Origin of the sequence: Pseudomonas asplenii (genome assembly GCF_900105475.1) — a bacterium.
GTDB lineage: Bacteria > Pseudomonadota > Gammaproteobacteria > Pseudomonadales > Pseudomonadaceae > Aquipseudomonas > Aquipseudomonas asplenii.
In genome coordinates this window covers 2,806,297-2,829,961 of sequence record NZ_LT629777.1, presented here as the reverse complement: position 1 = coordinate 2,829,961, position 23,665 = coordinate 2,806,297, and the positions used below count along the sequence as shown (strand labels likewise).

The following is a 23,665-nucleotide window of genomic DNA, read 5'->3' as shown; positions in this document are numbered from 1 at the left end:
GCGCATTCGCTGTGCACCTGGGGGAAAGGACTCTTTGTATGCGTTCAATGCATTTCCATCGACCAGCAAGGGCATCACGATGAAAGGTGTATCGGCACGGATCAATCGCCGCATCCTGATCATCGACGACACGAACTCCATCCATGAGGATTTTCGCAAGATCCTCTGCCCCACGGGGGTCGTGGACGACCTGCAATCGGCCGAGCAAGCCCTGTTCGGCGATACGGTCACGGTCAGCCATGCGGAGCAGGTTTTCGAACTGGACTCGGCCTTCCAGGGCCGTGAAGGCCTGGCCAGGGTCGAGCAGGCGCTGATCGAGGGTCGGCCGTATGCCATGGCCTTCATCGACATGCGCATGCCCCCGGGTTGGGACGGCCTGGAGACCATCGAACGGCTCTGGCAAGTCGACCCCAAGCTGCAAGTCGCCCTGTGTACCGCCTATTCCGACTACTCACTGGAGGACATGAACGAACGTATCGAGATGGGCGACCGTCTGCTGATCCTGAAAAAACCCTTCGATGCGATCGAGATTCGCCAGTTGGCCAATGCCCTGACCGTCAAATGGCAGATGACCGAAGAGGCTGCCCTGAAGATGGATCTGCTCGAACAGGCCGTCGAAGAACGCACCCGTGAGCTGTCCGACGCCAACATCATCGTCCAGAACAGCCCGACCATTCTCTACCGCCTGCGCGGTGAGCCGTCGTTCCCACTGATGTACATCTCCCATAACATCACCAAGTTCGGCCATGTCGCCAAGGACCTGATGGCCTCAAGCGACTGGGCCAAGGAACTGATTCACCAGGAAGATCAGCCCAAGGTCGACGCCGCCATGGCGCGGGTGCTGGACAAGGATGCCCAGGGCGCTTCCATCGAGTTTCGTCTGCGTACCGGCGATGGCCAATGGCGCTGGGTGGAGAACCGCTACGTACCGGTGCGCGATGCCGAAGGGCGCCTGCTCGAGGTCGAGGGTATTATCATCGACATCACCGAGCGCAAGGCCGCCGAAGAAAAGATCGCCCTGCTCGCCCGTACCGACGGACTCACAGGGCTGGCCAACCGCTCGACCATGATCGAACGCCTGCACCAGAGCTTTGCCGCCGCCCAGCGCGGGGCCTTGCCGTTCGCGGTGTTCTATCTGGACCTCGACCACTTCAAGCGGATCAACGACACCCTCGGCCATCCGATCGGCGACCTGCTGCTCCAGGAAGTGTCACAACGTATCAGGGACTGCACCCGCGAGGGCGACCTGGTGGCGCGACTGGGTGGCGATGAGTTCGCGATCCTGCAAGCGGAAATGAGCGACCCCTCCATCTGCGGCGCGCTGGCGGCAAAAATCCGCAATGCCCTGGTCGAGCCTTATAGCCTCGATGGCAATGAAGTGCGGATTTCCGTGAGCATCGGCATCAGTACCTACGCAACAGACAGCGATAGTGCCGACACCCTGCTGGTTCAGGCCGATATGGCGCTGTACCGCTCCAAGGAAAAGGGTCGCAACCAGTATCACTTCCATTCTGACGAGATCAACCAGGGGGTCAGCGAGCGGGTAGCGATCGCCAACGACCTGAAAGAAGCCATCTCGCAAAACCAGCTGGAACTGCACTACTTGCCGGAAGTCGACCTCACCAGCGGCAGGATTCTCGGCATGGAGGCGTTGGTACGCTGGAACCATCCTACACGTGGCCTGCTTGGCGCCGATGTGTTCATTCCTGCTGCGGAAAAAACCGGCACCATCGTTGCCCTCGGCCACTGGGTGCTGGACCGGGCCTGCCAGCAGATGCGCCAGTGGCGCGACGAGGGCATGGCGCCGACGGTGATTGCGATCAATCTGTCGCTGGCCCAGCTCAAGAGCGGTACCGAACTGCTCAAGGATGTCATTGAGACCACCAGCCGCTGGGACCTTTCGCCATCGGATCTGCAATTCGATGTCACCGAGGCGACGCTGGCCCAGACCAAATGGACACAGAACGACGTACTGCCACGCCTGCGGGAGCTCGGGGTCAGGATCGCCATCGACGACTTCGGTACCGACTACTCGTCCTTCGACTATCTCAAGACCTATCGGGTCAACAACTTGAAGCTGGCGCAATCGTTCATCAACCACGCCACCGAGGACGCCGACAGCGCCACCACACTCAAGGCAATCATCAACTTCGCCCGCGAAGTGGGGATCGGCATCATTGCCGAGGGTGTGGAAACCCTGGAACAACGCAGTTCGCTGATTTCCACCGGCTCGCCGATGACGGCTCAGGGCTATTATTTCAGCAAGGCCGTCGACAGCCAGCAGGCAGCCCTGCTGCTGCAACGGGGCACCCTCACCCCACAGGCCCTGTCAGAGCCCGAGAGGTCGCGATGAACGCCCGGGTCGGCGCCGCCAACCGGCGCATCCTGCTGATCGACGACACCGCATCGATTCATCAGGACTACCGCAAAATCCTCGGCCCCGAAGAAGAGGATGAGTTGAGCCTGGAGTCGACCGAAACCCTGCTGTTCGGTGTCAGCCAGCCGCAGCGCCAGGTGTTCGAACTGGATTCGGCCTATCAGGGCCAGGAAGCCCTGGAGCTGGTACGGCTGGCTCTGGCTGCCAAACGGCCGTATGCCATGGCCTTCATCGACATGCGCATGCCACCCGGCTGGGACGGCCTGGAAACCATCGAGCAACTGTGGAAGGTCGACCCCGCCCTGCAAATCGCCCTGTGCACCGCCTATTCGGACTACTCCTGGGAATCCATGGCCGATCGCCTGGCGTTCAGCGACCAGTTGCTGATCCTGAAGAAACCCTTCGACAGCCTGGAAATCCGCCAGATGGCCAGTGCATTGACCTGGAAATGGCAACTGGCGCAGGACATGGCGACCCGCATGGCCGACCTGGAACGGACCATCGAGGAGCGGGTTCAGGAACTCTTGCACGTCTCGCGCCTGCTGCAGTTCGATGTCCTCACCGAACTGCCCAACAGCACCCTGCTCGTCGATCGGCTCAGCCAGGCGATCGCCCTGGCCAGGCGGCATGACGAGCAGACAGCGATCATGTTCATCGGCCTGGACCGCTTCAAGCGCATCAACAATGCACTGGGGCATCCGGCGGGCGACGAAATGCTCAAGCATGTGGCGCACAGCCTGATCGGCGCGCTGCGCCAGTCCGACTCGGTGTTTCGTTATGGCTCCGACGAATTTGTCCTGGTGCTGCCCGATATCGCCCACCCGCACCAGACCCACGGTATCGCGCAAAAGGTTCTGAGCGCCATCAACACGCCGCTGGAAGTGGCCGGACACGCCCTGCGGGTCACCGCGAGCCTGGGCATCAGCCTGTATCCCGGCGACGGCGAGGACGCACTGGGCCTGGTCAAGAAAGCCGAAACGGCCATGCGCAACGTCAAGGAACAGGGCCCGGGCCATTTCGGTTTCTTCGTCGAGGACATGAACCTGCACGCACGCCGGCAGCAGTCCATCGAATCAGGCATTCGCCTGGCCCTGGAGCGTGGCGAGTTCGTGCTGCACTACCAACCCAAGCTGGACCTCAGTCGCGGTACGGTGGTCGGCGCGGAGGCGCTGATTCGCTGGCAGCATCCAGAGCGTGGCTGGATCTTCCCCAGTGACTTCATCCCGGTGGCCGAGGACAGCGGACTGATCGTTCCGCTGAGCCGCTGGGTGGTGCAACAGGCCTGCCGCCAGGCCAAGGCCTGGCAGGCACAGGGACTGGGCAATCTGGTCATGTCGGTGAATGTCTCGGCCATCGACTTCCGCCAACGGAACTACCTCGCCGGCATCCGCCAGGTGCTGGAGGAAACCGGGCTGGAGCCGCACTATCTCGAACTGGAAATCACCGAAAGCATCCTGATGCAGAACATCGACGCCACTCTCGAGGTATTACATGCGCTCAAAGCCCTGGGTATTCGCCTGGCGATCGACGATTTCGGCACTGGTTACTCCAGCCTCAGTTACCTGCGGCGCTTTCCCATCGATGTGCTGAAAATCGATCAGTCGTTCGTACGCAACCTCGGCGGTGATAACAACGACGCGGCGCTGGTCAGCGCGATCATCAGCCTGGGCAAGAGCCTGAACCTCACGACCATTGCCGAAGGTGTCGAAACCCGCGAACAGTTGGAGTTCCTCAAGGCCCACGCCTGTGGAGAAGTCCAGGGCTACTACTTCAGCAGGGCCGTCGCAGCCGACGCGTTCGCCAGCCTGTTGCAGGACTGGCGAGAAAAAGCCCCGGGACAGGATTGAACGCCCCCACGACCGTCAACAGCCAGGAAAACGTGCAATGTCATTTCGCCGATTGCTTGTGCTGCTACTGCTCGCCAACGCCTGGGGCCCGCCCGCACAGGCGGTGCCACTGGACGAGCCGCTCAAGCCGCTGCCGGATATCGCCGAACAGGACCCGCGCCAGGTCGAACTGGGTCGCCAACTGTTCAACGAAAAACGCCTGTCGATCAACAACAGCGTGTCCTGCGCCACCTGTCATCAACTGGACAAGGGCGGGGTCGACGACAAACCGCTGTCCATCGGTTTCCATGGCGAAACCGTCGCCGTCAACACACCGACAGTGTTCAACGCGGCGCTGAACTTCAAGCAGTTCTGGAATGGTCGTGCCGACACCCTGGAAGACCAGGCCGGCGAGGTGCTCAAGAGCCCCATCGAAATGGGCAACGACTGGCCGAACATCATCGATACCCTGGTCAAGGACCCCGCCTACAAGGCCGCCTTCAGCGCGGCCTACCGTGATGGCGTGACCGCCGCCAACGTGCGCAGCGCCCTGGCCACCTACGAACGCACGCTGCTGACCCCCGACTCGCGCTTCGACCAGTACCTCAAGGGCAACACCGACATACTCAGTCTCGACGAGAAGTATGGCTATCAGCGCTTCAAGGACTATGGCTGCATCGCCTGCCACCAGGGCGTGAACATCGGTGGCAACATGTTCCAGAAGTTCGGCGTGATGGGCGACTATTTCAAGGCCCGTGGCAACCCGACCGACGCCGACCAGGGACGCTTCCTGGTCACCGGGGACGAGGACGACCGGCATGTCTTCAAGGTACCCAGCCTGCGCAACGTGGCCCTCACCGCGCCGTACTTCCACGACGGCTCGGCCAAGACCCTCGAGGACGCGGTCGACGTGATGTTCACCTATCAACTGGGACGAATTGCCTCGGCCGAGGACAAGCGCCTGATCGTGCTGTTTCTCAAGACGCTGACCGGTGAACGGGGAGACAAGCCACTATGACACCGACCCGGCGTCTGCTGAACCGGATACTGCTGCCACTGCTGACCTCGGTACTGGCGGCGGTGCTGGTGTTTCTCTATGTCATGTCGCGCAGCGACCTGTCCCAGGTGTACGCCCAGGCACGCGACATGATTGGCCAGATCAAGCAACTCGATGCGCAATGGGACACCGAAATTCTCAAGGCCAGGATCACCGTGGCGCGTAACTACGACCCGCTGATCAAACCCCAGGTGGGCATGCACAGCCACTGGCAAAACTTTCAGACCCTGCCGGTGAGCCAGACGCACGACACTTCGGAAGCCTGGAAGGACCGCCGCGCAACGCTGGCCCAGGCCCTGCGGGAGAAAGAGCGGCTGGTCGAACAGTTCAAATCGCGCAACGCGATACTGCGCAACTCACTGGCCTTCCTGCCCACCGCCGAGGACGACATCCAGCGCCAGCTCGGTACGCTGCAAGATGTCGACAAATTGATGCTGCAGTCGACCTCCAACGATATCTACGACCTGCTGCTCAGCACCCTCGAATTCGCCCAGACCACCACCGACGAACGCGCCAGCGACATCCTGCTGGGTATCAACCAGTTGACGGTCGACCAGCAACGGCTGCCGCCGGCCTTCAAGACCCCGATGGACATTCTGCTCAACCACGTGCAGTTGATCCTGCGCGAGCAGCCCAACGTCAATACGCTGCTGGACGAAATTACCGCCGTACCGGTTTCCGAAAGCCTCGATGCCATCACCGACCAGTTGAACCAGGACCAGCAGAGCGCTGAAGGCATCGACCAGCAATATCATCTGTACCTGCTGATCTTTTCTGCGTTGATGGCCGTGCTGCTGCTGTACCTGGGCAGCCGTCTGGCCCGCAGCTATGCGCAGATCAACCAGATCAACCGGGCCCTGCAGACTGCCAACGAACATCTGGAGCAACGGGTCGAGGAACGCACCCGCGAACTGCGCGATGCCCAGAGCGAACTGATGGAAACCGCCCGCCACGCCGGCATGGCCGAGATCGCCACCAACGTGTTGCACAACGTCGGCAACGTACTCAACAGCGTGAACATTTCCGCCGATCTGGTCGCCCGCAAGTTGCGCAACAGCAAGGCGTTGGGGTTGGGCAAGGCGGTCGGGCTGATGAACGAACACCCCGACGACCTCGGCGAATTCCTCACCCACGACGCCAAGGGCAAGCTGTTGCCCGGGTATCTGAATCAACTGGTAGAAGCCATCGCCGCGGAACAGCAAGGCATGAGCGAGGAACTCGGCCAACTGAGCAAGAGCGTCGACCACATCAAGGAAATCGTCTCGACCCAGCAATCCTACGCGGGAGCCTCGAGCCTGGAGGAAGCCCTGCACCTCGGCGACCTGCTCGAGGACGCCCTGCGCATGAATTCCGGCGCCCTGACCCGGCACAACGTCGTCGTGATCCGAGACTACGACAATACGCTGCGGATCATGGGCGACAAGCACCGTCTGCTGCTGATTCTGATCAACCTCATCAGCAACGCCAAGCAGGCGATGTCCAGCCTTTCTGACCGGGCCCGCCAGGTCACCCTGCAGGTGCGGGTGATCGATGACAGTATCTTGCGGATCAGCGTCAAGGACGACGGCGAAGGCATCCTGCCGGAAAACATGACGCGGATCTTCGCCCATGGTTTCACCACTCGCAAGGACGGCCATGGCTTTGGCCTGCACAGTTGCGCCCTGGCGGCGATGGAGATGAACGGACACCTGAGCGCCCATAGCGACGGCCCCGGCCAGGGGGCTGTCTTCACACTCGAACTGCCTTTGAAAACCGTCGAGGAAGCTCCATGAACATACCGCCGAACCGCCGCATCCTGCTGGTGGACGATACGCCGTCGATCCACGACGACTTTCGCAAGATATTGCTGCCGGCCCAGGACGAGAGCCCGGACCTCGACCTGATGGAGGCGGCGCTGTTCGGCCACGAGACCAAGGCCCGCAGCAGCCCGTCTTTCGAGCTCGACTCCGCCTATGGCGGACAGGAAGGCCTGTCGTTGATCGAGCAGGCCCTGGCCGCCGAACGCCCCTATGCCCTGGCCTTCGTCGACATGCGCATGCCCCAGGGCTGGGATGGCGTCGAGACCATCGAACACCTGTGGCAAGCCGATCCGCTGCTGCAGATCGTGGTGTGTACCGCCTACACCGACTACTCCTGGGAAGACCTGCTGGAGCGCCTGCAGGGGCATGACCGGCTGTTGATCCTGAAAAAACCCTTCGACAATATCGAGGTCCAGCAACTGGCCAATACCTTGACCACCAAATGGGAGATGACCCGCCGTGCCAACCTGCAAATGCATCACCTTGAGGATCTGGTCGAACAGCGCACCCAGGCACTGACCCAGGCGAGTCTGGCCTTGCAGCATGAAATCGATGAACGCAAGCAACTCGAAAGCCAGCTGGTGCAATCGGAGAAACTCGCCTCCCTGGGCCAACTGGCCGCCGGGGTAGCCCATGAAATCAACAACCCGATTGGCTTCATCGGCTCCAACCTCGGTACCCTCGACGGCTATTTCAACCAGTTGCGGGAAATGCTCGATGCCTACCGCAGCGCCGAGGAAGGCATCACCTCGCCCGAACTGCTCGGACACCTGCAGGCGGTGCGCGACAGGATCGAGCTGGACTTCCTCAAGGACGACATACCGCTGCTGATCAAGGAATCAAAGGACGGCATTGCCCGGGTCGGGCAGATCGTCAAGGACCTGAAAAACTTCTCCCGGGTCGACTCGAACCAGGAGTGGCAGTGGAGCAATCTGCAGCAAGGCATCGATTCAACCCTGAACATCGTTGCCAACGAAATCAAGTACAAGGCCGATGTGATCAAGGACTACGCCGAACTGCCGGAAGTCGAATGCCTGCCCTCACAGATCAACCAGGTGATCATGAACCTGGTGGTCAACGCCGCCCAGGCCATGGGGCCGGAACGCGGTACCATCAGCCTGCGCGGCGGCAGGGTGGGAGAGAAGGTCTGGCTGGAGGTGGCCGACAACGGCTCGGGCATGCCCCCCCAGACCCTGCAGAAAATCTTCGATCCGTTCTTCACCACCAAACCGGTCGGCAAGGGCACGGGGCTGGGATTGTCGCTGTCCTACGGCATCGTGCAAAAACATGCCGGGCAGATCACGGTCAATAGCGAGGTAGGAGTCGGTACGACGTTCAGGATAGAGTTGCCTATCCGTCAGAACAAAGCCGCCTCCTGAAACAACCTTGTCGAAGGCAGCTGTCTGGTCCTTCCAGAGCCCTCCTGCGTCCCCCTTGAATCACCTCGCATACAGCGACGCGGCCCTCGCCTCCTCGGCGTAGAGCTGCGGCTCGCTCATTTCCCATCGTTACGTCTGATACCGAACTGATCCTGAGCTGATACCGCAGTGGCCTGTCGCCATGAACGCCGCAGCGCCATATTGGCTCTCCCCGATAAGGCCAACACGAAACTGCATAACGGAACTATTCATTAACCCCTTATTGGGCAGGAGCAGATCATGAATGACAAAATGGACATAACAGGCGCCCTCCAAGCCACGGATTACCCGGAGCTCAACGGCGATCTCGGCTATGGTCGAAACCGCCGCATCGCGGGCCGAACAACGAATGAGCCCGTATTTGATCCTGCATCCGGCATTACGCGGCATACGGATACACGACGCGAAGAACACTCATCGCTCTTCAAGTCGGTGCTGGATTATCGCCGCCAAACAAAAGCCGAATTCAACGCCACTGCCAGCTATGGTGCATTCTCTGCCGAATTCCACCTCAGCTTTGAAAATAGATATACCTCCCGCCAAGACAATACGGCCGCTTTGCGGACACTGCGTGTCGTCTTCGGCGGCGCGAAGCTCAAATCGACCTCGGCCGCGACGCTCTCAAGCAAGTTCAAGGAAGAAGTCGAACGTCTACCCAAGAAGTTCACCCCAAAGGACGCAAACAAGTTCTATAGGTTCTTCGACATGTTCGGAACCGATGTGGTGACCGAGATCAAGCTGGGAGGCAACCTGTATTTCCACACCCTGGTGCAGAAATCCAAAGTGACGAATTTCGAAAAAATCAAGGCCTCGCTGGAGGCCGAGTACGGCGCCTTCTTCAAGGCTGATGGTTCGATCGAAGATACGGTCGAGCGCAAGGAATACCGGAAAAGTCGCGAAGCCTCGGTCACCACTGAAGGTGGCGACAACAATATTCTCTCCAACGCCCTCTTCACGCAACCGAACAAGTACAACAAAGATACGAACGAATGGATTACTTCCGTCGGAAAAAAACCGATCGTCGTGGAACGGGAATTCACCGATATCTACAAATTCATTGCCGACGACGAGCAGCGCGCCGCGACAGAGAAGGCCTTGGATAACTATCTCGGTCGTTATCTGAGTGTCCATTCGACCTGGCAATACAGCAGCCTGACCGTCGGCCGCATGAAGCAACAAGAGCGGTCAGCCGGTGCCGTCGGCAATCCCGCTATCAAGGTGCGCGTGATCGACCGCAACACGCTGGAGGGACGTGAAGAATATTTCACGGCCCCCGTTATCGGTAGCGCCGCGTCCGAAATCAACCAGTTCTGGAATACGTTCAAGTCCCGTGTCGAGTCCATGGGACTGGAGCACGCCATCGTACTGCTCGCGACGGAATTCTGGCCGCGTGAAAGTCGCTACAGCCCACCGGATCACATCATCGATTTCCTGAAACATCGATGCGGTGGCTCGGAGGCAACACTGCATCGCTGGCGCGATGACTCCCGTCGCTGCGTGCCATGCCCCTATGCTGGCATCAGCTATGGGCTGATCGGCTACGGCAACGGCGCGCACCATGACCAGGGCAAGGATGTCTATGTGATCGGTTTCGGTGATCCGCAGAGTACGTTGCGGCCGGAACTTGAGATTTTCGCCGACCTCTATACCACTGAAGACGACACGGCAAAGTTCGTTTGCAATGACAGCTTCGAGGGGGAAGCGATCTCCTTCCTGAAGTTCAGCAGCCACCATTGGAACACATGGCAGATCGCCGCCGACCCGCAAGTTCCAGAGCGAGTCACCCTGGTAGACAATAGCGTGGGCGATGCCTCAAAAGTACTGTGGTATGCGCAGCCGGCGGGGCCAAAATACGACATGCAACCTTTCTATCTGATCAACGCCCTGACCTGCGGCGTTCTGCAATGGAACAGCGGCGGCGCAGCCCAGGAGAAGGAAGTAGTACTGAAGCCCTTCGCCCCCAATCTCGACATCAACCTCTGGGACCTGCGCTACCCCTACATCATGAGCCTGTCCTATCAACCGAATTGGGACCTGCGTGCCTTTGAAGATCGCCGCGTGGTCGTGGCGTCGTACCGTAGCCGGGATACGGAACTGCGCTGGTCGGAAAATAAAGTCAGTTGTGTGCTCTGACCCCCGACTTGAACTGCCCATTCTCTGAAAAGGAATATTGAAATGGCTAAGGGATACCAATCGTTTCTGCAGAAATCGACTCGCACCACCTACTGCAGCAGTGAGAAGTTCGCCAATCACGAGCTTGCTGCAACATGGGTCGCCGCTGCCTTGAGGCACTTTAAGATCCAGGCCGGGGACACCAAGGACTACAAGTACCCTCTCGACAGCCAGCCGGCCCGAGCCACAATCTGGGCGGGCTAATCGCAAGCGCTCGCTGGTGCCGTGAAGGACGGCGCCAGCGAGCCACCGCGTCGACAGACGAGGATGTAAAACCCATGCCAGTCAGCTTAACGGACTGGCATTAGCAGTTGAGTGAGCGGCAAGCTGATTGCCGGACTCGAACTCAATGTGCAGGCCGATTGGCCCAGGCTCTCAAGCAGCATCCTCTCCCGGTAATGCGTCGAAGCTATCCGCCCGCGCAGCCTTCCACATGCGCTCATAAAACACCCCACTGACGGCCCCCTCCAGCAGCTCACCAGGCTTGAGGAAGACATGCATCTGGGAAAACAGCTTCACTTCAGTGGCCGACATTCGACGAACCAAGTGACGAGCCGTCAACTGAGACGGATGACTCAGACCGGCAGCCGCCAACATCTCTGCCAACGCCTTCAAAGTACTTCTGTGGAAGTTGTAAACCCGCGTCGCCTTATCCTCGACGACCAGCGCTCTCTGACGCAGAGGGTCCTGTGTCGCAACGCCGGTGGGACATTTGTTCGTATGGCACGATTGGGACTGAATGCATCCAATGGCGAACATGAAACCGCGCGCCGCATTCGTCCAGTCAGCACCAATTGCAAGAACACTCGCAATATCGAATGCACTGATGATCTTGCCACTGGCCCCGATCTTGATCTTGTCACGCAGATTGATGCCTACCAGGGTGTTGTGAACAAACAAAAGCCCTTCTCTCATGGGCACGCCGAGGTGATCCGTAAACTCGACCGGCGCGGCGCCAGTTCCACCCTCGGCCCCATCGACGACGATGAAGTCAGGCAGTATGCCTGTCTCGAGCATTGCCTTGGCGATGCCCATGAATTCCCAGGGGTGGCCCAGACACAGCTTGAAACCCACGGGTTTGCCGCCACAAAGCTCACGTAATTGAGCGATGAATTGCATCAGTTCCAAGGGCGTGTTGAACGAACTGTGCCGAGACGGGGAAATGCAATCTTCGCCCATCGGAACGCCACGGGTGGTCGCGATTTCCTGAGTGACCTTGTGCTTGGGCAGAATTCCCCCATGTCCAGGCTTGGCACCTTGACTGAGCTTGATCTCGATCATCTTCACCTGCGGGTCACTTGCCTGCTTGGCGAACTTCTGCGCATCGAACTGCCCATCACTTGTACGGCAACCGAAATATCCACTCCCCAATTCCCACACCAGGTCTCCGCCGTGCTCGCGGTGGTACGGGCTGATACTCCCCTCCCCTGTATCATGGGAAAAATTGCCCATCCTGGCCCCTTTGTTGAGAGCACGGATGGCGTTTGCGCTAAGTGAGCCGAAGCTCATGGCAGACACGTTGAAGACCGACGCCGAATAGGGCTGTGTACATTGCGGGCCCCCGACCTCGACGCGAAAGCTTTCCGGGTCGGATAAGGGCGCTGGACGCATGGAATGACTGATGAACTCATAGCCAGTCTGGTAGACATTCATCAGCGTACCGAAGGGCTTGTCCGATGCCTCGCTCTTCGCTCGAGCATACACCAGAGCTCTTTGCGCGCGAGAAAACGGGGTGGCTTCATCGTCGGCTTCAAGCAGGTATTGGCGAATCTCAGGTCGGATTCCTTCAATGAGGTAACGGATGTTGCCAAGAATCGGATAGTTGCGTCGCACGGCGTGGCGCGACTGCAGCAGGTCAAAAACCCCCAGAAGGCTTAAAAACCCAACCACCAGAGTGAACGGCCAAAGCCACTCATGCTGGTTTATGAAAGGGAGCGTGGCCAGGGTAAACAGTACGCAACAAACGAAAAATGCATAACGACTCAGCAGGGATAAACTCATGGGATTTCCTTCTGGCATGGCACGGTTTGCTCAACATACCAATAAATTTCCGAATATTACGAATTCAGGGTGCCAGACAAGACTGAAGTGTCCGAATGCCCCATAGCCTGCGCCATAACATAGAGATGTGACATTCAGTAATACCCCGCCTTTGCAATTCCCTGCGATTCACGCCACCCTGCGCGCCGCCGACCGTGCAGTGCAATTTCCGACAGCCGTCACGGTCAAATTCAACATTCGCCCACAGAGCCCGCTGCCATGCTGAACGGACGCGACCCGCGTATCGATTTTTTTCGGGGACTGGCGCTGATCTTCATTTTCTGGGATCACGTGCCCCACAACCCACTCGGCCAGATCACCCTGCGTAACATCGGTTTCAGCGATGCGGCAGAGGTCTTCGTGTTCCTGGCCGGCTACGCGGCGATCCTCGCCTACGGAAAAATCCTGCAACGCGACGGCTACCTGATCGCCTGCGTAAAAATCCTCCGCCGTGCCTGGGTACTCTATGTGGTGCACATCTTCCTGCTGGCGATGCTGATGGGCATCGTGTTCTTCGCCAACAGCCATGTGGAAACCCGCGACCTGATCCAGGAAATGGGCCTGCAACACTTTGTCAGCCATCCCGAGCAAGCCCTGACGGATGAGTTGCTGTTGCGCTTCAAGCCGAACCTGATGGACCCGCTGCCCCTGTACATCGTGCTGCTGCTCGGCCTGCCGCTGGTACTGCCGCTGTTGCTGCGCCAGCCAATGGCGGTGGTCGCGGCCTCGTTGACGGTGTACCTGTTGGCGCCACTGCTGGGCTGGAACCTGGCGGCAATCGGCGACGGCGTGTGGTACTTCAACCCCGTCACCTGGCAACTGTTATTCATTCTCGGCGGTGCCGCTGCACTCCACAGCCAACGCCCACAGCTGCCGGACAACCGGCCGCTGGCACGCCAGCCACTGTTCGTCGTGGCGGCCACCTACGCGCTGGTCGCCGGGGTGCTGACCGTGTCCTGGCGCTGGCCACAGATCCATGACGCGCTGATGCCAGCCACGCTGGGCAACTGGCTGTATCCCATCAGCAAGACCGATCTTTCGCCCGTGCGTCTGCTGCATTTCCTGGCACTGGCCTACGTCACCGCGAAGCTGCTGCCCACCGGCAACTGGACACACCACTGGCTGGCAAGACAGACCTGCCGCATGGGGCGCTACTCGCTCGAAGTGTTCTGCCTCGGCGTCCTGCTGGCACCGCTGGCGGACATGGTCAATGCCATTGCCGACGATGCCTTCGCCATGCAGGTCTGCACCGCCCTGGCGGGTGCCGGGTTAATGGCCCTGCTGGGCGCCTGGCTGGATTTCAACAAGCGCCTGGACCAACCGATGCGGGCCATTCCCGCCTGAAGCGTGCACCGCACAAACCCAAAAGCCTCGGTCTGAAAACCGGGGCTTTGCTTTTCCAACCGACGTTTACCGAACCGGGTCAGCGACCGGTGACAGGTCGTTCGGTTGCAGCTTGAACACATGGAACCACAGCACCCGCCACATCAGGAACGTCGAGTTCCCGACACCCTCCTGACGAATAGCCCCTGAAAGTAGGAAATACCTGACCGCATTAACAAAATTTTCGCAGCTCTTTTGCAGCGTCTAAGCTTCAGGCAAGTGCGATCAATCTGCGTGAATGGATGAATCGACTATGGGCGCTCTGCGGGACTCCAATCCGAACAGGACTGTGACAGCAACCGATAGTCCGGATGAAGCGCCTGTACCGAAAAGACCCCGCAGGCGGCGAGGCTGGTGGCGTCTGTTCTGGCTGGTGCTGCTGATCGCGGTGATTCTGCTCGGCGTTGCCGCTTCCCGGGAAATGCGCAACGCCAAACTCCAGGCCCGGGAAATCAGTCGCTTTGCCAGCGATCTGGACTACTCCATGGCCAAGGGCCCCAGCGACTCGATGCTCTATCCCGGCGCCGGACCTTTCGACAAGCGTCTGGGCTACAGCGACCTGGGTCTTTTCCTCGGCCGGCTGACCAAGCGCGGCTACCTGATCGAGGCGCAGGCACGCTTCTCCCCCGCGCTGCTCGACTACAGCAAAGCCGGCTTCTTCGTACCCTACGCGGAAAAAATCCAGGCCGGCCTGTCGATCACCGACTGTCGTGGCACCGACCTCTACCAGTACAACTATCCACAGCAACTCTATGCGAGCTTCTCGGCCATTCCGCCGGCCGTGGTCAACAGCCTGCTGTTCATCGAGAACCGCGACCTGCTCGACCCCAACCAGCCCCAGGCCAACCCGGCCGTGGACTGGCCGCGCTTCGGCAAGGCGGTGCTGTCGCAGATTGCCAAGGCCCTGCATATCGGCGGGCAGAGCGCCGGCGGCAGTACTCTGGCGACGCAACTGGAGAAGTATCGACACTCGCCCGATGGCCTGACCCTGTCCGGCGGCGAGAAGATCCGCCAGATGATTTCCGCCAGCGTGCGCGCCTACCTGGGCGGGCCGCAGACCCTGGAGGTGCGGCAGAATGTGGTCCGCGACTACCTCAATAGCGTGCCCCTGTCGGCGGTGCCGGGACACGGTGAGGTCCATGGCCTGGCCGAGGGCCTGCGGGTCTGGTACGGCGCGGACTTCGCCGAGGTCAACACCCAGTTGCACAGCACCGCCGAAGACCCGCAAAGCCTCGCCAAACGTGGCCTGGCGCTACGCGAAGTGCTCTCGCTGATGATCGCCCAGCGCCGCCCTTCACACTATCTGGCCCGCGGCCGCGACGAACTGGCTGAACTGACCGACAGCCACCTGCGGCTGCTGGCGCAGAACGCGGTCATCGATGCACCGTTGGCTGCCGCAGCGCTGGCCAGCAAGGTCAACTACCGCGACTGGCAGCAGGAACCAACGATCCAGCCGATCGAATCGAACAAGGGCATCAGCGTCACCCGCAGTCGCCTGGCGGCGATGCTTGATCGCCCGCTGTATGACCTCGACCGTCTCGACCTGTCGGCCACCAGTACCCTGCAGGCGGATCTGCAGGGCCAGGTCAGCGACTACCTCAAGCGCCTGGCGAACCCGGAATTCGCCAACTCCATCGGCCTGCTCGGCGAACGCCTGCTGACGGCCAGCAGCACCCAGCAGGTGCGCTACAGCTTCACCCTGTTCGAACTGACCCCGGACAGCTACCGGGTGCGGGTGCAGACCGACAGCACCGACCAGCCCTTCGATATCAACGAGGGCAGCAAGCTGGAACTGGGCTCCACCGCCAAGCTGCGGGTATTGACCACCTACCTGCAGGTCATTGCCGAGCTGCATGATCGTTATGGCGATCAATCTGCGGCGCAGTTGAAGAAGGTCGAGGTCGACGAACAGGACCGGATCACCCGCTGGGCCCTGGACTACCTGGCCCGCAACAGCGACCGCAACCTGCCCGCCATGCTCGATGCAGCGCTGCACCGGCAGTATTCGGCGAGCCCCGGCGAAAGCTTCTTCACCGGCGGCGGCCTGCATCGTTTCCACAACTTTCGCAACGAAGACAATGGCCGCAACCCGACTTTGCTCGAAGCCTTGCGCGAGTCGATCAACCTGCCGTTCATCCGCCTGATGCGCGATCTGGTGCGCTACAGCACCTATCAGGGGCCGAACAACAGCGCCGAACTGCTCAAGGACGACGACGACCCCCGCCGCCAGGAATACCTGGCACGCTTCGCCGATCGGGAAGGCACGGCGTTCATGTTGCGGTTCTGGAAAAAATATCGGAACAAAGACTCGCAGGCGCGCCTGGACACCTTTCTCGACAGCATGCACCCCACCCCGATCCGCTTGGCGGCGGTGCATCGCTACCTGCTGCCGGACGCACCGCAGAAGGCTTTCGATACCTTCGTGCGGGCCCACCTGAAAACCGAGAAAGTCAGCGACGAACGCCTCGCCAAACTCTACAAGAGCTACGGCCCGGGCGCCTACGACCTGCCGGACCAGGGCTATATCGCCAAGGTCCATCCGCTCGACCTATGGCTACTGGGCTACCTGCTGAAAAATCCTCAGGCCCGGTTCAGCCAGGCAGTGGCCGACAGTGAGTTCGAGCGCCAGGAAGTCTACGGCTGGCTGTTCAAGAGCCGGCACAAGAGCGCCCGCGACAGCCGCATCCGGGTGATGGTCGAGATCGAGGCGTTCCTCGATATCCATCGCCGCTGGCAGCAGGTCGGCTACCCGTTCGACCACCTGGTACCTTCGCTGGCGACCGCTATCGGCAGCTCCGGCGACCGGCCGGCGGCACTGGCCGAACTGATCGGCATCATCCTCAACGACGGCATGCGCCTGCCGACCCTGCGTATCGACAGCCTGCACTTCGCCGCGCATACTCCGTACGAAACGCAGTTGACCAACGATCCGGACAAGGGCAAGCGGGTCATGCCCTCGGAAGTCGCCACGGCGCTGCGCGAAGCCCTATCGCAAGTGGTGGATGCGGGCACCGCCCGACGCGTGTCCGGCAGCTTCAGGCAGCCCGACGGCACGCCACTGGCCATGGGCGGCAAGACCGGGACTGGCGATAACCGGATAGAAAGCATCGGCAGCGGCGGACGGGTGCTCAGTTCCAAATCGATCAATCGCACCGCGACCTTCGTCTTCTACATCGGCGCTCATCATTTCGGCACCTTGACCGCCTTCGTCCCCGGACGCTCGGCGGAAAACTTCAGATTCACCTCGGCCTTGCCGGTGCAGGTGCTCAAGGGCATGGCGCCGATTCTGACCGATTATCTGCAGCCGGACAGCCATACGCTGTGTCGACCGCAGAGCGTTGCGGCATCGCACCTTTAGCGCAGGTGCGACACCTGCGCCCAATCAGTTGCTGGCGTGGAAACGCTTGGCCAGGGTGTAGCTCTTTTTCCAATACGCATTGCTCAACGAGTCGATGCGCACGCTCTTGCCGCTACGGGGCGAGTGAATGAACTTGCCCCCACCCACATACAACCCGACATGGCTCACATTGCCCTGCCCATTACGATTGAAAAACACCGCATCGCCGGGCTTCAGGCTGCCACGCTGGATGGTCCTGGCGCTGGAACGACGCATGCCCACCGTGGTTCGCGGCAGCTTGATATCGGCCTCGTTCTGGAACAGATAGACCAGCAGCCCACTGCAATCGAAACCCTTGACCGACATGCCGCCCCAACGATAGGGCGTGCCGATCAACTGATGGGCACGGTCGATGACATTGTCGATGGACGCGTCTCCCCTGCCATCGCCTGCCCGAGTCTGGGCGACCTTGGCCGGGGAGCTTTTCGCTGAATTGAGATTCGCATGGGCCGACCAGGAGCCCGCCAGCACCCACAGCGACAGTACCGCCGAGATTAACCTGGACATGATAAACACCGCCTTTCTGAAACTTGGCGGCATGGTACGGAGCGGTCCCACGCTTGCTCAGAGTGCTTTTCGTAGTTTTACGTAGGAAACATCTCTTACGAACACAAGAAAAACCCACAACTCCTGCTGGCTTCTCTCCGCGCGCCTCCAGTCGGTCTTCTTCGGACCGCTTACGCGCCTGTCGCACGTTCGTCGCTTTTTCTTGCACAGTATTAAGATATATCTTACGGTATATCTTAAGACAAACGGAGAAAGAGAAAATGAGAGAGCATCATCCTCCCCATCATCGCGAATTCGGTGATGGTCATGACGGTTTCGAACGCCGCCCCGGTCGCGAGCGTGGCGGACGTGGCCCACGGGTGTTCGCCCCGGGCGACCTGAAACTGCTGTTGCTGGCACTGATCGCCGAACAGCCCTGCCATGGCTACGACCTGATCCGCCAGATCGAAGGCATGTTCGACGGCGCCTACAGCCCGAGCCCCGGCGTGATCTACCCGACCCTGACCTTCCTTGAGGAAAGCGAGCTGATCAGCGGCGACGCCGAGGGTGGGAAAAAACGCTACGGCGTGACCGACAGCGGTCGCGAGTTCCTGCTGGAACAGGCGGTCGCCCTGGATGGCGTACGCATGCGCATCGATGTCAGCAAGCGCTCCCTGCGCGGCCATGACCGGCCGCCGGAAATCCACGAGGCTGTGCACAACTTGCGCCACGCCCTGCAAATGCACCACGGGCGCTGGAATCCGGAGGAAATCCTGCGGGTCCGCGACCTGTTGAACAACACCGCCAAGGCTATCGTCGATGGCCCTGCGTCTGCCCAATCCCGTTCGGAGAAAGCGCAATGAATGAGGTCAATCAGCAAGTCATTCATCGAGTCATGCACGAGATCAAACGTCGTCGCCTGCAAGTGCTGCGAGTGCAGGATCTGACCCCACGTATGCGCCGTATCACCCTCGGTGGTCCGGAACTGGCGGGTTTTATCAGCCTGGGCACTGACGATCACATCAAACTGTTCTTCCCACAGACCGCCGCCGAGCAGACAGCCCTGGAAACCCTGGTCATCGGCACCAAGGACAGTGGCCCGATGCCTGCCATGCGCGACTACACGCCACGGCGCTACGACCTGGAACGGGGTGAGCTGGATATCGATTTTGTCCTGCACGGCGACGGCCCTGCCGCGAGCTGGGCGGAACAGGCTGCCCCCGGCCAGTTCCTCAATATCGGCGGGCCACGGGGCTCGATGGTAGTCCCGGATATTTTCGACAGCTACCTGCTGATCGGCGACGAAACCGCCCTGCCGGCCATCGCCCGACGCCTGGAAGGTCTGGCGGCCAACCGGCGGGCGCTGGTGGTGATTGAGGTGGAAAATGCGGCGGAGCAGCAGACATTGCACAGTCCGGCGCAGGTCGAGGTGATCTGGGTACGACGCGACGCGCCGGAGCAGGACCTGCTGCACACCGTCGAACAACTGACCCCGCCGGCCGGCAGCCTGTACGCCTGGGTCGCTACCGAGGCGGCGCTATCGCGCAAGGTACGCCGGGTACTGCTCGACACTCACGGTCTGGATGAGGAGTTCGTCAAAGCCGCGGGCTACTGGCGACTGGACGACAGCGCCGAAGACTGAGCCACGCCAGCAGGCCTGCTCTGGAGGGTGGGCTGACGACTGAGGTAGGCTGCTCCCTGTGGCGAGCGGGCCACATCAAACCGTCCGCCGCCCTCGCCAACGATCCACACCAATCAGCACCAGCGCCACCAGTACGAACCCCAGCAGGATCTGCCCGGCATTGACGAACACCTGGGGATAACTCAGCCGATCAACATCGATGAAGGGATACGGATACGCGCCGATCAGGTGTCCGCGCAGCAGCACATAACCGAAATACACCAGCGGATAGACCAACCACGGCAAGACCTGCCAGAGCCGCAAGGTCCCCTTGGGCACGCAGCCCCACCAATAGATCACGAACAGCACCGGCATCACGTCGTGCAGCAACTCATCCGCCAGCCACTGAAAGCCCTGGGGATGCCACAACGGCCGCAGCAGCAGGCTGTAGCCCAGCCCCACCACGACGATGTTGGCAACGATCGCCGTGCGCACCGATGGTCTGAGAAAAAAACGTCGCCACGCCGAATCCCGCGAGGTCACTTCACAGGTCAGCACCACCGCCACCAGGGTGTTGGTCAGCACGGTAAAAAAACTGAAGAAGGTCACCAGCCCGCCCAGCAGGCTCGCCCCGGTCTGCCAGCGGGCAATCAGGATCAGGTACATCTGCATGCTCAGGCCGCTCCAGCCCAATGCCGCCGCCGTCAGCAACACCGCATGCGAGCAGGCACAGCGCAGGCGTTGATGGCCGGGCACGCCCTTCGATTCCACGGCCAGACCTCAGCGCTTGGTACGCATCAACTTCACGTACAACCGCTCGACCTTCTCCCGTGCCCACGGGGTCTTGCGCAGGAACGTCAGGCTCGACTTGATGCTCGGGTCGCTCTTGAAGCAACGGATATCGATGCGCTCGGCCAGGCCCGACCATTCGTAATGGGCCACCAGGGCATTGAGGATCTGCTCCAGGGTCACCCCATGCAGCGGGTTGTTGGATGTTTCGGTCATGCCGAACCTTCAGTGAGGAAAGGGAACAAGGCGCGCACCTTAGCCGAGCCCTTCGCCAGGGGGAAGAGCTGCGACACGCCAGACCAGCATCGAATGACACAACGACCGCCCATTGAGTCTAGTGGCCTGCACCGGTAATTCGAATACTTGAATTCGAGTCCAGGAGGTTGCCAGACAAATCGAGGTGGCAGGTTTCAGGACCGCTACGCGGCCCCGCGCGGGCAAGCCTGCTCGCCACAGGAGTGTCCGCTCACTGTCCTCAAGCTGATTGCCAGGAAGCCGCCGCTGCTCGATTGCATTCGCGTCGCCGTCCGGTGACTGTTACAGAATCTGAAATGCTCCATGTCAGGGAACGCCCTGTTTCCATTGCCAACCCGGATTTATCCTTCGGTGGCTGACAACTGAATCGTTTAATCCGCACCCTTCCTGCTGATAACGCCCCAGTTCCCAACCTCGAATTCCCATCTGCGCATTCCGGCCCTGCCTGCCGCAGAAGTCGTTTCTGGGTAATTCATCTGAACCAAGTCCGCGCCAGATCGTCATCTACAGTGAATACAGCGCGGTACACTTCAACGTCACGGAGAAAACACACCATGAGCACTGACCGTGCTTCGAATCGAAGCCGCCTGCTACCGAGTCTGCTCGGTATCGTGCTGCTATTGATGGGCCTGGCCCTGCTGGCCGGAGGCATCAAACTGAGCCTGCTGGGCGGCTCGCTGTACTACCTGCTGGCCGGCATCGGCCTGCTGCTGACGGGCGGCCTGTTGCTCGCTGCCCGTCGTACCGCCCTGGGTGTCTACGCCCTGGTGCTGTTCGCCAGTACGCTGTGGGCCCTCTGGGAAGTCGGCCTGGACTGGTGGCAACTGGTACCGCGCCTGGCCCTGCTGTTTGCCCTGGGCATCGTCATGCTGCTGCCGTGGTTCCGCCGGCCGTTGCTGCACAGCGGCGCCGCACCGATGGGCACCCGCGCACTCGGCGTGGCCGTGGTCCTGGCCGGTGCCACTGCCGTCGCCAGCCAGTTCACCAACCCTGGAGAAATCAAGGGCCAGCTCGACCGCGACAGCGTCCCCGGCATGAGCAACACCGCACCGGCCACGGCCGATGGCGACTGGGATTCCTACGGCCGCACTGCCCATGGTGACCGCTACTCGCCACTGGCGCAGATCACCCCGCAGAACGCGCACAAGCTGGTACCGGCCTGGACCTATCGCACCGGCGATATCCCGGGGCCGAACGATCCCGGTGAAACCACGGCGGAAAACACCCCGCTGAAGGTCAACGGCATGCTCTACGTGTGCACGCCCCACAGCCAGGTGATCGCCCTCGACCCGGATACCGGCAAGGAGATCTGGCGCTTCGACCCGAAACTCTCCACGCAGAAGGCCGCGAACTTCAAGGGCTGGGCGCACATGACCTGCCGTGGCGTGGCGTATCATGATGAAAACGCCTACATCGCCCAAGCCACGCCGTCGACCACCGACGCGTCGGCCACCGCCTCGCTGGCAGCCGACAACGCGCCAACCGGCCGCCTGGTTGCCAACGGCCAGGAAAACCAGTGCCCACGGCGGATCTTCCTGCCCACTGCCGATACCCGCCTGATCGCCCTGAACGCCGACACCGGCAAGATGTGCGAAGACTTCGGCGACAAGGGCCAGATCGACCTCGGTGCCAACATCGGCACCTTCGCTCCCGGTGGCTACTATTCCACCTCGCCACCGGCGGTCACCCGCAACCTGGTGGTGATCGGCGGTCATGTCACCGACAACGTCTCCACCGACGAGCCAAGCGGCGTGATCCGTGCCTTCGACGTGCAAACCGGCAAGCTGGTGTGGAACTGGGATAGCGGCAACCCGGACGACACCACCCCGATCGCCCCGGGCAAGACCTACACCCGCAATTCGCCGAACATGTGGTCGATGTTCGCCGTCGATGAAAAACTCGGCATGCTCTACCTGCCGATGGGCAACCAGACACCGGACCAGTTCGGTGGCGCCCGCACGCCCGACTCGGAGAAATACGCCGCCGGCCTGACCGCCCTGGATATCAACACCGGCCATGTGCGCTGGACCTACCAGTTCACCCACCACGACCTGTGGGACATGGACGTTGGCGGCCAGCCAACCCTGATGGACCTCAAGACCGCCGATGGCGTGAAACCGGCTGTTCTGGCTTCGACCAAGCAGGGCAGCATCTACGTGCTCGACCGCAGGAACGGCCAGCCGATCGTGCCGATCAACGAGATTCCGGTGCCACAGGGCGCAGTCGCCGGCGACCATACCTCGCCAACCCAACCCAAATCCGACCTCAACTTCATGCCGCCGCCGCTGAAAGAACGCGACATGTGGGGCGTGACGCCGTTCGACCAGATGCTCTGCCGGATCGACTTCAAGTCGCTGCGTTATGACGGCCCGTTCACCCCGCCTTCGTTGCAGGGCTCGATCGTCTACCCCGGCAACTTCGGTGTGTTCGACTGGGGCGGTATCTCGGTAGACCCGGTGCGCCAGATCGCCTTCGTCAACCCGAGCTACATGGCCTTCCGCTCCAAGCTGATTCCGGCGGCGGAAATTGCCGCACAGGGCCCACGCAAGAGCGAAACCGAGGGCGTACAGCCGAACAAGGGCGCGCCCTACGGCGTGATCCTCGAAGCGCTGCTGTCACCGCTGGGCCTGCCGTGCCAGGCACCCGCCTGGGGTTACGTGGCAGCGGTCGACCTGACCACCCACAAGACCCTGTGGATGCACAAGAACGGCACAGTGCGCGACAGTTCGCCCGTGCCGATTCCGCTGAGCATGGGCGTACCGAGCCTGGGTGGGACCTTCACTACCGCTGGCGGCGTGGCGTTCCTCAGCGGCACCCTGGACCAGTACCTGCGCGCCTATGACGTGAAGAACGGCAAGCAGCTCTGGGAAGGCCGCCTGCCAGCAGGCGCTCAGACCACGCCGATGACCTACACCGGCAAGGATGGCAAGCAGTACGTACTGGTGATGGCCGGTGGGCATGGCTCGCTGGGCACCAAGCAGGGTGACTACGTGCTGGCGTACAAACTGTCCGAGTAAACCTGAAGCAATTGAAAAAGGCGGCTCT

The 23,665-nt window shown here is 60.9% G+C and carries 15 protein-coding genes; 11 read left to right on the top strand and 4 right to left on the bottom strand.

What is annotated here, in order from left to right; genetic code table 11:
* Window positions 1-79 precede the first annotated feature (79 nt).
* The 6 genes from BLU37_RS12900 to BLU37_RS12875 all read left to right on the top strand — a co-directional run bounded on the left by BLU37_RS12900 (window position 80) and on the right by BLU37_RS12875 (window position 10,610).
* On the top strand, window positions 80-2,353 hold the full coding sequence (locus BLU37_RS12900; RefSeq protein WP_408003664.1) for a putative bifunctional diguanylate cyclase/phosphodiesterase: 2,274 nt from the start codon (window positions 80-82) through the stop codon (window positions 2,351-2,353).
* Complete coding sequence (locus tag BLU37_RS12895; RefSeq protein WP_090205403.1) at window positions 2,350-4,224, top strand: putative bifunctional diguanylate cyclase/phosphodiesterase; 1,875 nt, start codon at window positions 2,350-2,352, stop codon at window positions 4,222-4,224. The genes BLU37_RS12900 and BLU37_RS12895 overlap by 4 nt, the downstream gene beginning before the upstream one ends.
* A gap of 37 nt (window positions 4,225-4,261) precedes the next feature.
* Complete coding sequence (locus tag BLU37_RS12890) at window positions 4,262-5,221, top strand: cytochrome-c peroxidase (RefSeq protein WP_010450295.1); 960 nt, start codon at window positions 4,262-4,264, stop codon at window positions 5,219-5,221.
* Entirely contained in the window at window positions 5,218-7,032 is a 1,815-nt protein-coding gene (locus tag BLU37_RS12885; protein ID WP_090205400.1) for a DAHL domain-containing protein, read from the top strand. Before BLU37_RS12890 ends, BLU37_RS12885 begins: the two co-directional genes overlap by 4 nt.
* Window positions 7,029-8,438: an ATP-binding protein gene (locus BLU37_RS12880; RefSeq protein WP_090205397.1), complete on the top strand. Its 1,410-nt coding sequence runs from the start codon at window positions 7,029-7,031 to the stop codon at window positions 8,436-8,438. Before BLU37_RS12885 ends, BLU37_RS12880 begins: the two co-directional genes overlap by 4 nt.
* Before the next feature lie 279 nt (window positions 8,439-8,717).
* Entirely contained in the window at window positions 8,718-10,610 is a 1,893-nt protein-coding gene (locus BLU37_RS12875) for an MAC/perforin domain-containing protein (RefSeq protein ID WP_090205395.1), read from the top strand.
* A gap of 414 nt (window positions 10,611-11,024) precedes the next feature.
* Here BLU37_RS12875 and BLU37_RS12865 read toward each other — a convergent pair whose 3' ends face one another.
* Window positions 11,025-12,650: an FMN-binding glutamate synthase family protein gene (locus tag BLU37_RS12865; protein WP_090205389.1), complete on the bottom strand. Its 1,626-nt coding sequence runs from the start codon at window positions 12,648-12,650 to the stop codon at window positions 11,025-11,027.
* A gap of 258 nt (window positions 12,651-12,908) precedes the next feature.
* Between BLU37_RS12865 and BLU37_RS12860 the strand changes: the two genes are divergently transcribed.
* Both BLU37_RS12860 and BLU37_RS12855 read left to right on the top strand, forming a co-directional pair.
* The gene (locus BLU37_RS12860) at window positions 12,909-14,033 is read left to right on the top strand and encodes an OpgC family protein (RefSeq protein ID WP_090205386.1); all 1,125 of its coding nucleotides are present in this window, start codon (window positions 12,909-12,911) and stop codon (window positions 14,031-14,033) included.
* Between the two features lie 292 nt (window positions 14,034-14,325).
* Complete coding sequence (locus tag BLU37_RS12855; RefSeq protein WP_090205383.1) at window positions 14,326-17,430, top strand: transglycosylase domain-containing protein; 3,105 nt, start codon at window positions 14,326-14,328, stop codon at window positions 17,428-17,430.
* A gap of 24 nt (window positions 17,431-17,454) precedes the next feature.
* Here the strand turns inward: BLU37_RS12855 and BLU37_RS12850 are convergent, their stop codons facing one another.
* Complete coding sequence (locus tag BLU37_RS12850) at window positions 17,455-17,976, bottom strand: C40 family peptidase (RefSeq protein ID WP_029533853.1); 522 nt, start codon at window positions 17,974-17,976, stop codon at window positions 17,455-17,457.
* A gap of 260 nt (window positions 17,977-18,236) precedes the next feature.
* Between BLU37_RS12850 and BLU37_RS12845 the strand changes: the two genes are divergently transcribed.
* On the top strand, window positions 18,237-18,818 hold the full coding sequence (locus BLU37_RS12845; RefSeq protein ID WP_010450280.1) for a PadR family transcriptional regulator: 582 nt from the start codon (window positions 18,237-18,239) through the stop codon (window positions 18,816-18,818).
* Window positions 18,815-19,597, top strand: a complete 783-nt coding sequence (locus BLU37_RS12840) for a siderophore-interacting protein (protein WP_090205380.1) — start codon at window positions 18,815-18,817, stop codon at window positions 19,595-19,597. The genes BLU37_RS12845 and BLU37_RS12840 overlap by 4 nt, the downstream gene beginning before the upstream one ends.
* A 75-nt stretch (window positions 19,598-19,672) precedes the next feature.
* Here BLU37_RS12840 and BLU37_RS12835 read toward each other — a convergent pair whose 3' ends face one another.
* Both BLU37_RS12835 and BLU37_RS12830 read right to left on the bottom strand, forming a co-directional pair.
* Entirely contained in the window at window positions 19,673-20,347 is a 675-nt protein-coding gene (locus BLU37_RS12835; protein WP_408003663.1) for a Pr6Pr family membrane protein, read from the bottom strand.
* Between the two features lie 9 nt (window positions 20,348-20,356).
* Complete coding sequence (locus BLU37_RS12830; protein WP_010450274.1) at window positions 20,357-20,581, bottom strand: VF530 family protein; 225 nt, start codon at window positions 20,579-20,581, stop codon at window positions 20,357-20,359.
* Between the two features lie 593 nt (window positions 20,582-21,174).
* On the opposite strand from BLU37_RS12830, the gene BLU37_RS12825 reads away from it, so the two are divergent.
* Window positions 21,175-23,637, top strand: coding sequence for a glucose/quinate/shikimate family membrane-bound PQQ-dependent dehydrogenase (locus tag BLU37_RS12825; protein ID WP_090205377.1), 2,463 nt, complete (start codon window positions 21,175-21,177; stop codon window positions 23,635-23,637).
* Window positions 23,638-23,665 lie beyond the last annotated feature (28 nt).

Excerpts from the sequence above, each read along its gene's own strand:
- BLU37_RS12900 (WP_408003664.1), top strand. The coding sequence starts at position 80 with ATGAAAGGTGTATCGGCACGGATCAATCGCCGCATCCTGATCATCGAC.
- BLU37_RS12895 (WP_090205403.1), top strand. The coding sequence starts at position 2,350 with ATGAACGCCCGGGTCGGCGCCGCCAACCGGCGCATCCTGCTGATCGAC.
- BLU37_RS12890 (WP_010450295.1), top strand. The coding sequence starts at position 4,262 with ATGTCATTTCGCCGATTGCTTGTGCTGCTACTGCTCGCCAACGCCTGG.
- BLU37_RS12885 (WP_090205400.1), top strand. The coding sequence starts at position 5,218 with ATGACACCGACCCGGCGTCTGCTGAACCGGATACTGCTGCCACTGCTG.
- BLU37_RS12880 (WP_090205397.1), top strand. The coding sequence starts at position 7,029 with ATGAACATACCGCCGAACCGCCGCATCCTGCTGGTGGACGATACGCCG.
- BLU37_RS12875 (WP_090205395.1), top strand. The coding sequence starts at position 8,718 with ATGAATGACAAAATGGACATAACAGGCGCCCTCCAAGCCACGGATTAC.
- BLU37_RS12865 (WP_090205389.1), bottom strand. The coding sequence starts at position 12,650 with ATGAGTTTATCCCTGCTGAGTCGTTATGCATTTTTCGTTTGTTGCGTA.
- BLU37_RS12860 (WP_090205386.1), top strand. The coding sequence starts at position 12,909 with ATGCTGAACGGACGCGACCCGCGTATCGATTTTTTTCGGGGACTGGCG.
- BLU37_RS12855 (WP_090205383.1), top strand. The coding sequence starts at position 14,326 with ATGGGCGCTCTGCGGGACTCCAATCCGAACAGGACTGTGACAGCAACC.
- BLU37_RS12850 (WP_029533853.1), bottom strand. The coding sequence starts at position 17,976 with ATGTCCAGGTTAATCTCGGCGGTACTGTCGCTGTGGGTGCTGGCGGGC.
- BLU37_RS12845 (WP_010450280.1), top strand. The coding sequence starts at position 18,237 with ATGAGAGAGCATCATCCTCCCCATCATCGCGAATTCGGTGATGGTCAT.
- BLU37_RS12840 (WP_090205380.1), top strand. The coding sequence starts at position 18,815 with ATGAATGAGGTCAATCAGCAAGTCATTCATCGAGTCATGCACGAGATC.
- BLU37_RS12830 (WP_010450274.1), bottom strand. The coding sequence starts at position 20,581 with ATGACCGAAACATCCAACAACCCGCTGCATGGGGTGACCCTGGAGCAG.
- BLU37_RS12825 (WP_090205377.1), top strand. The coding sequence starts at position 21,175 with ATGAGCACTGACCGTGCTTCGAATCGAAGCCGCCTGCTACCGAGTCTG.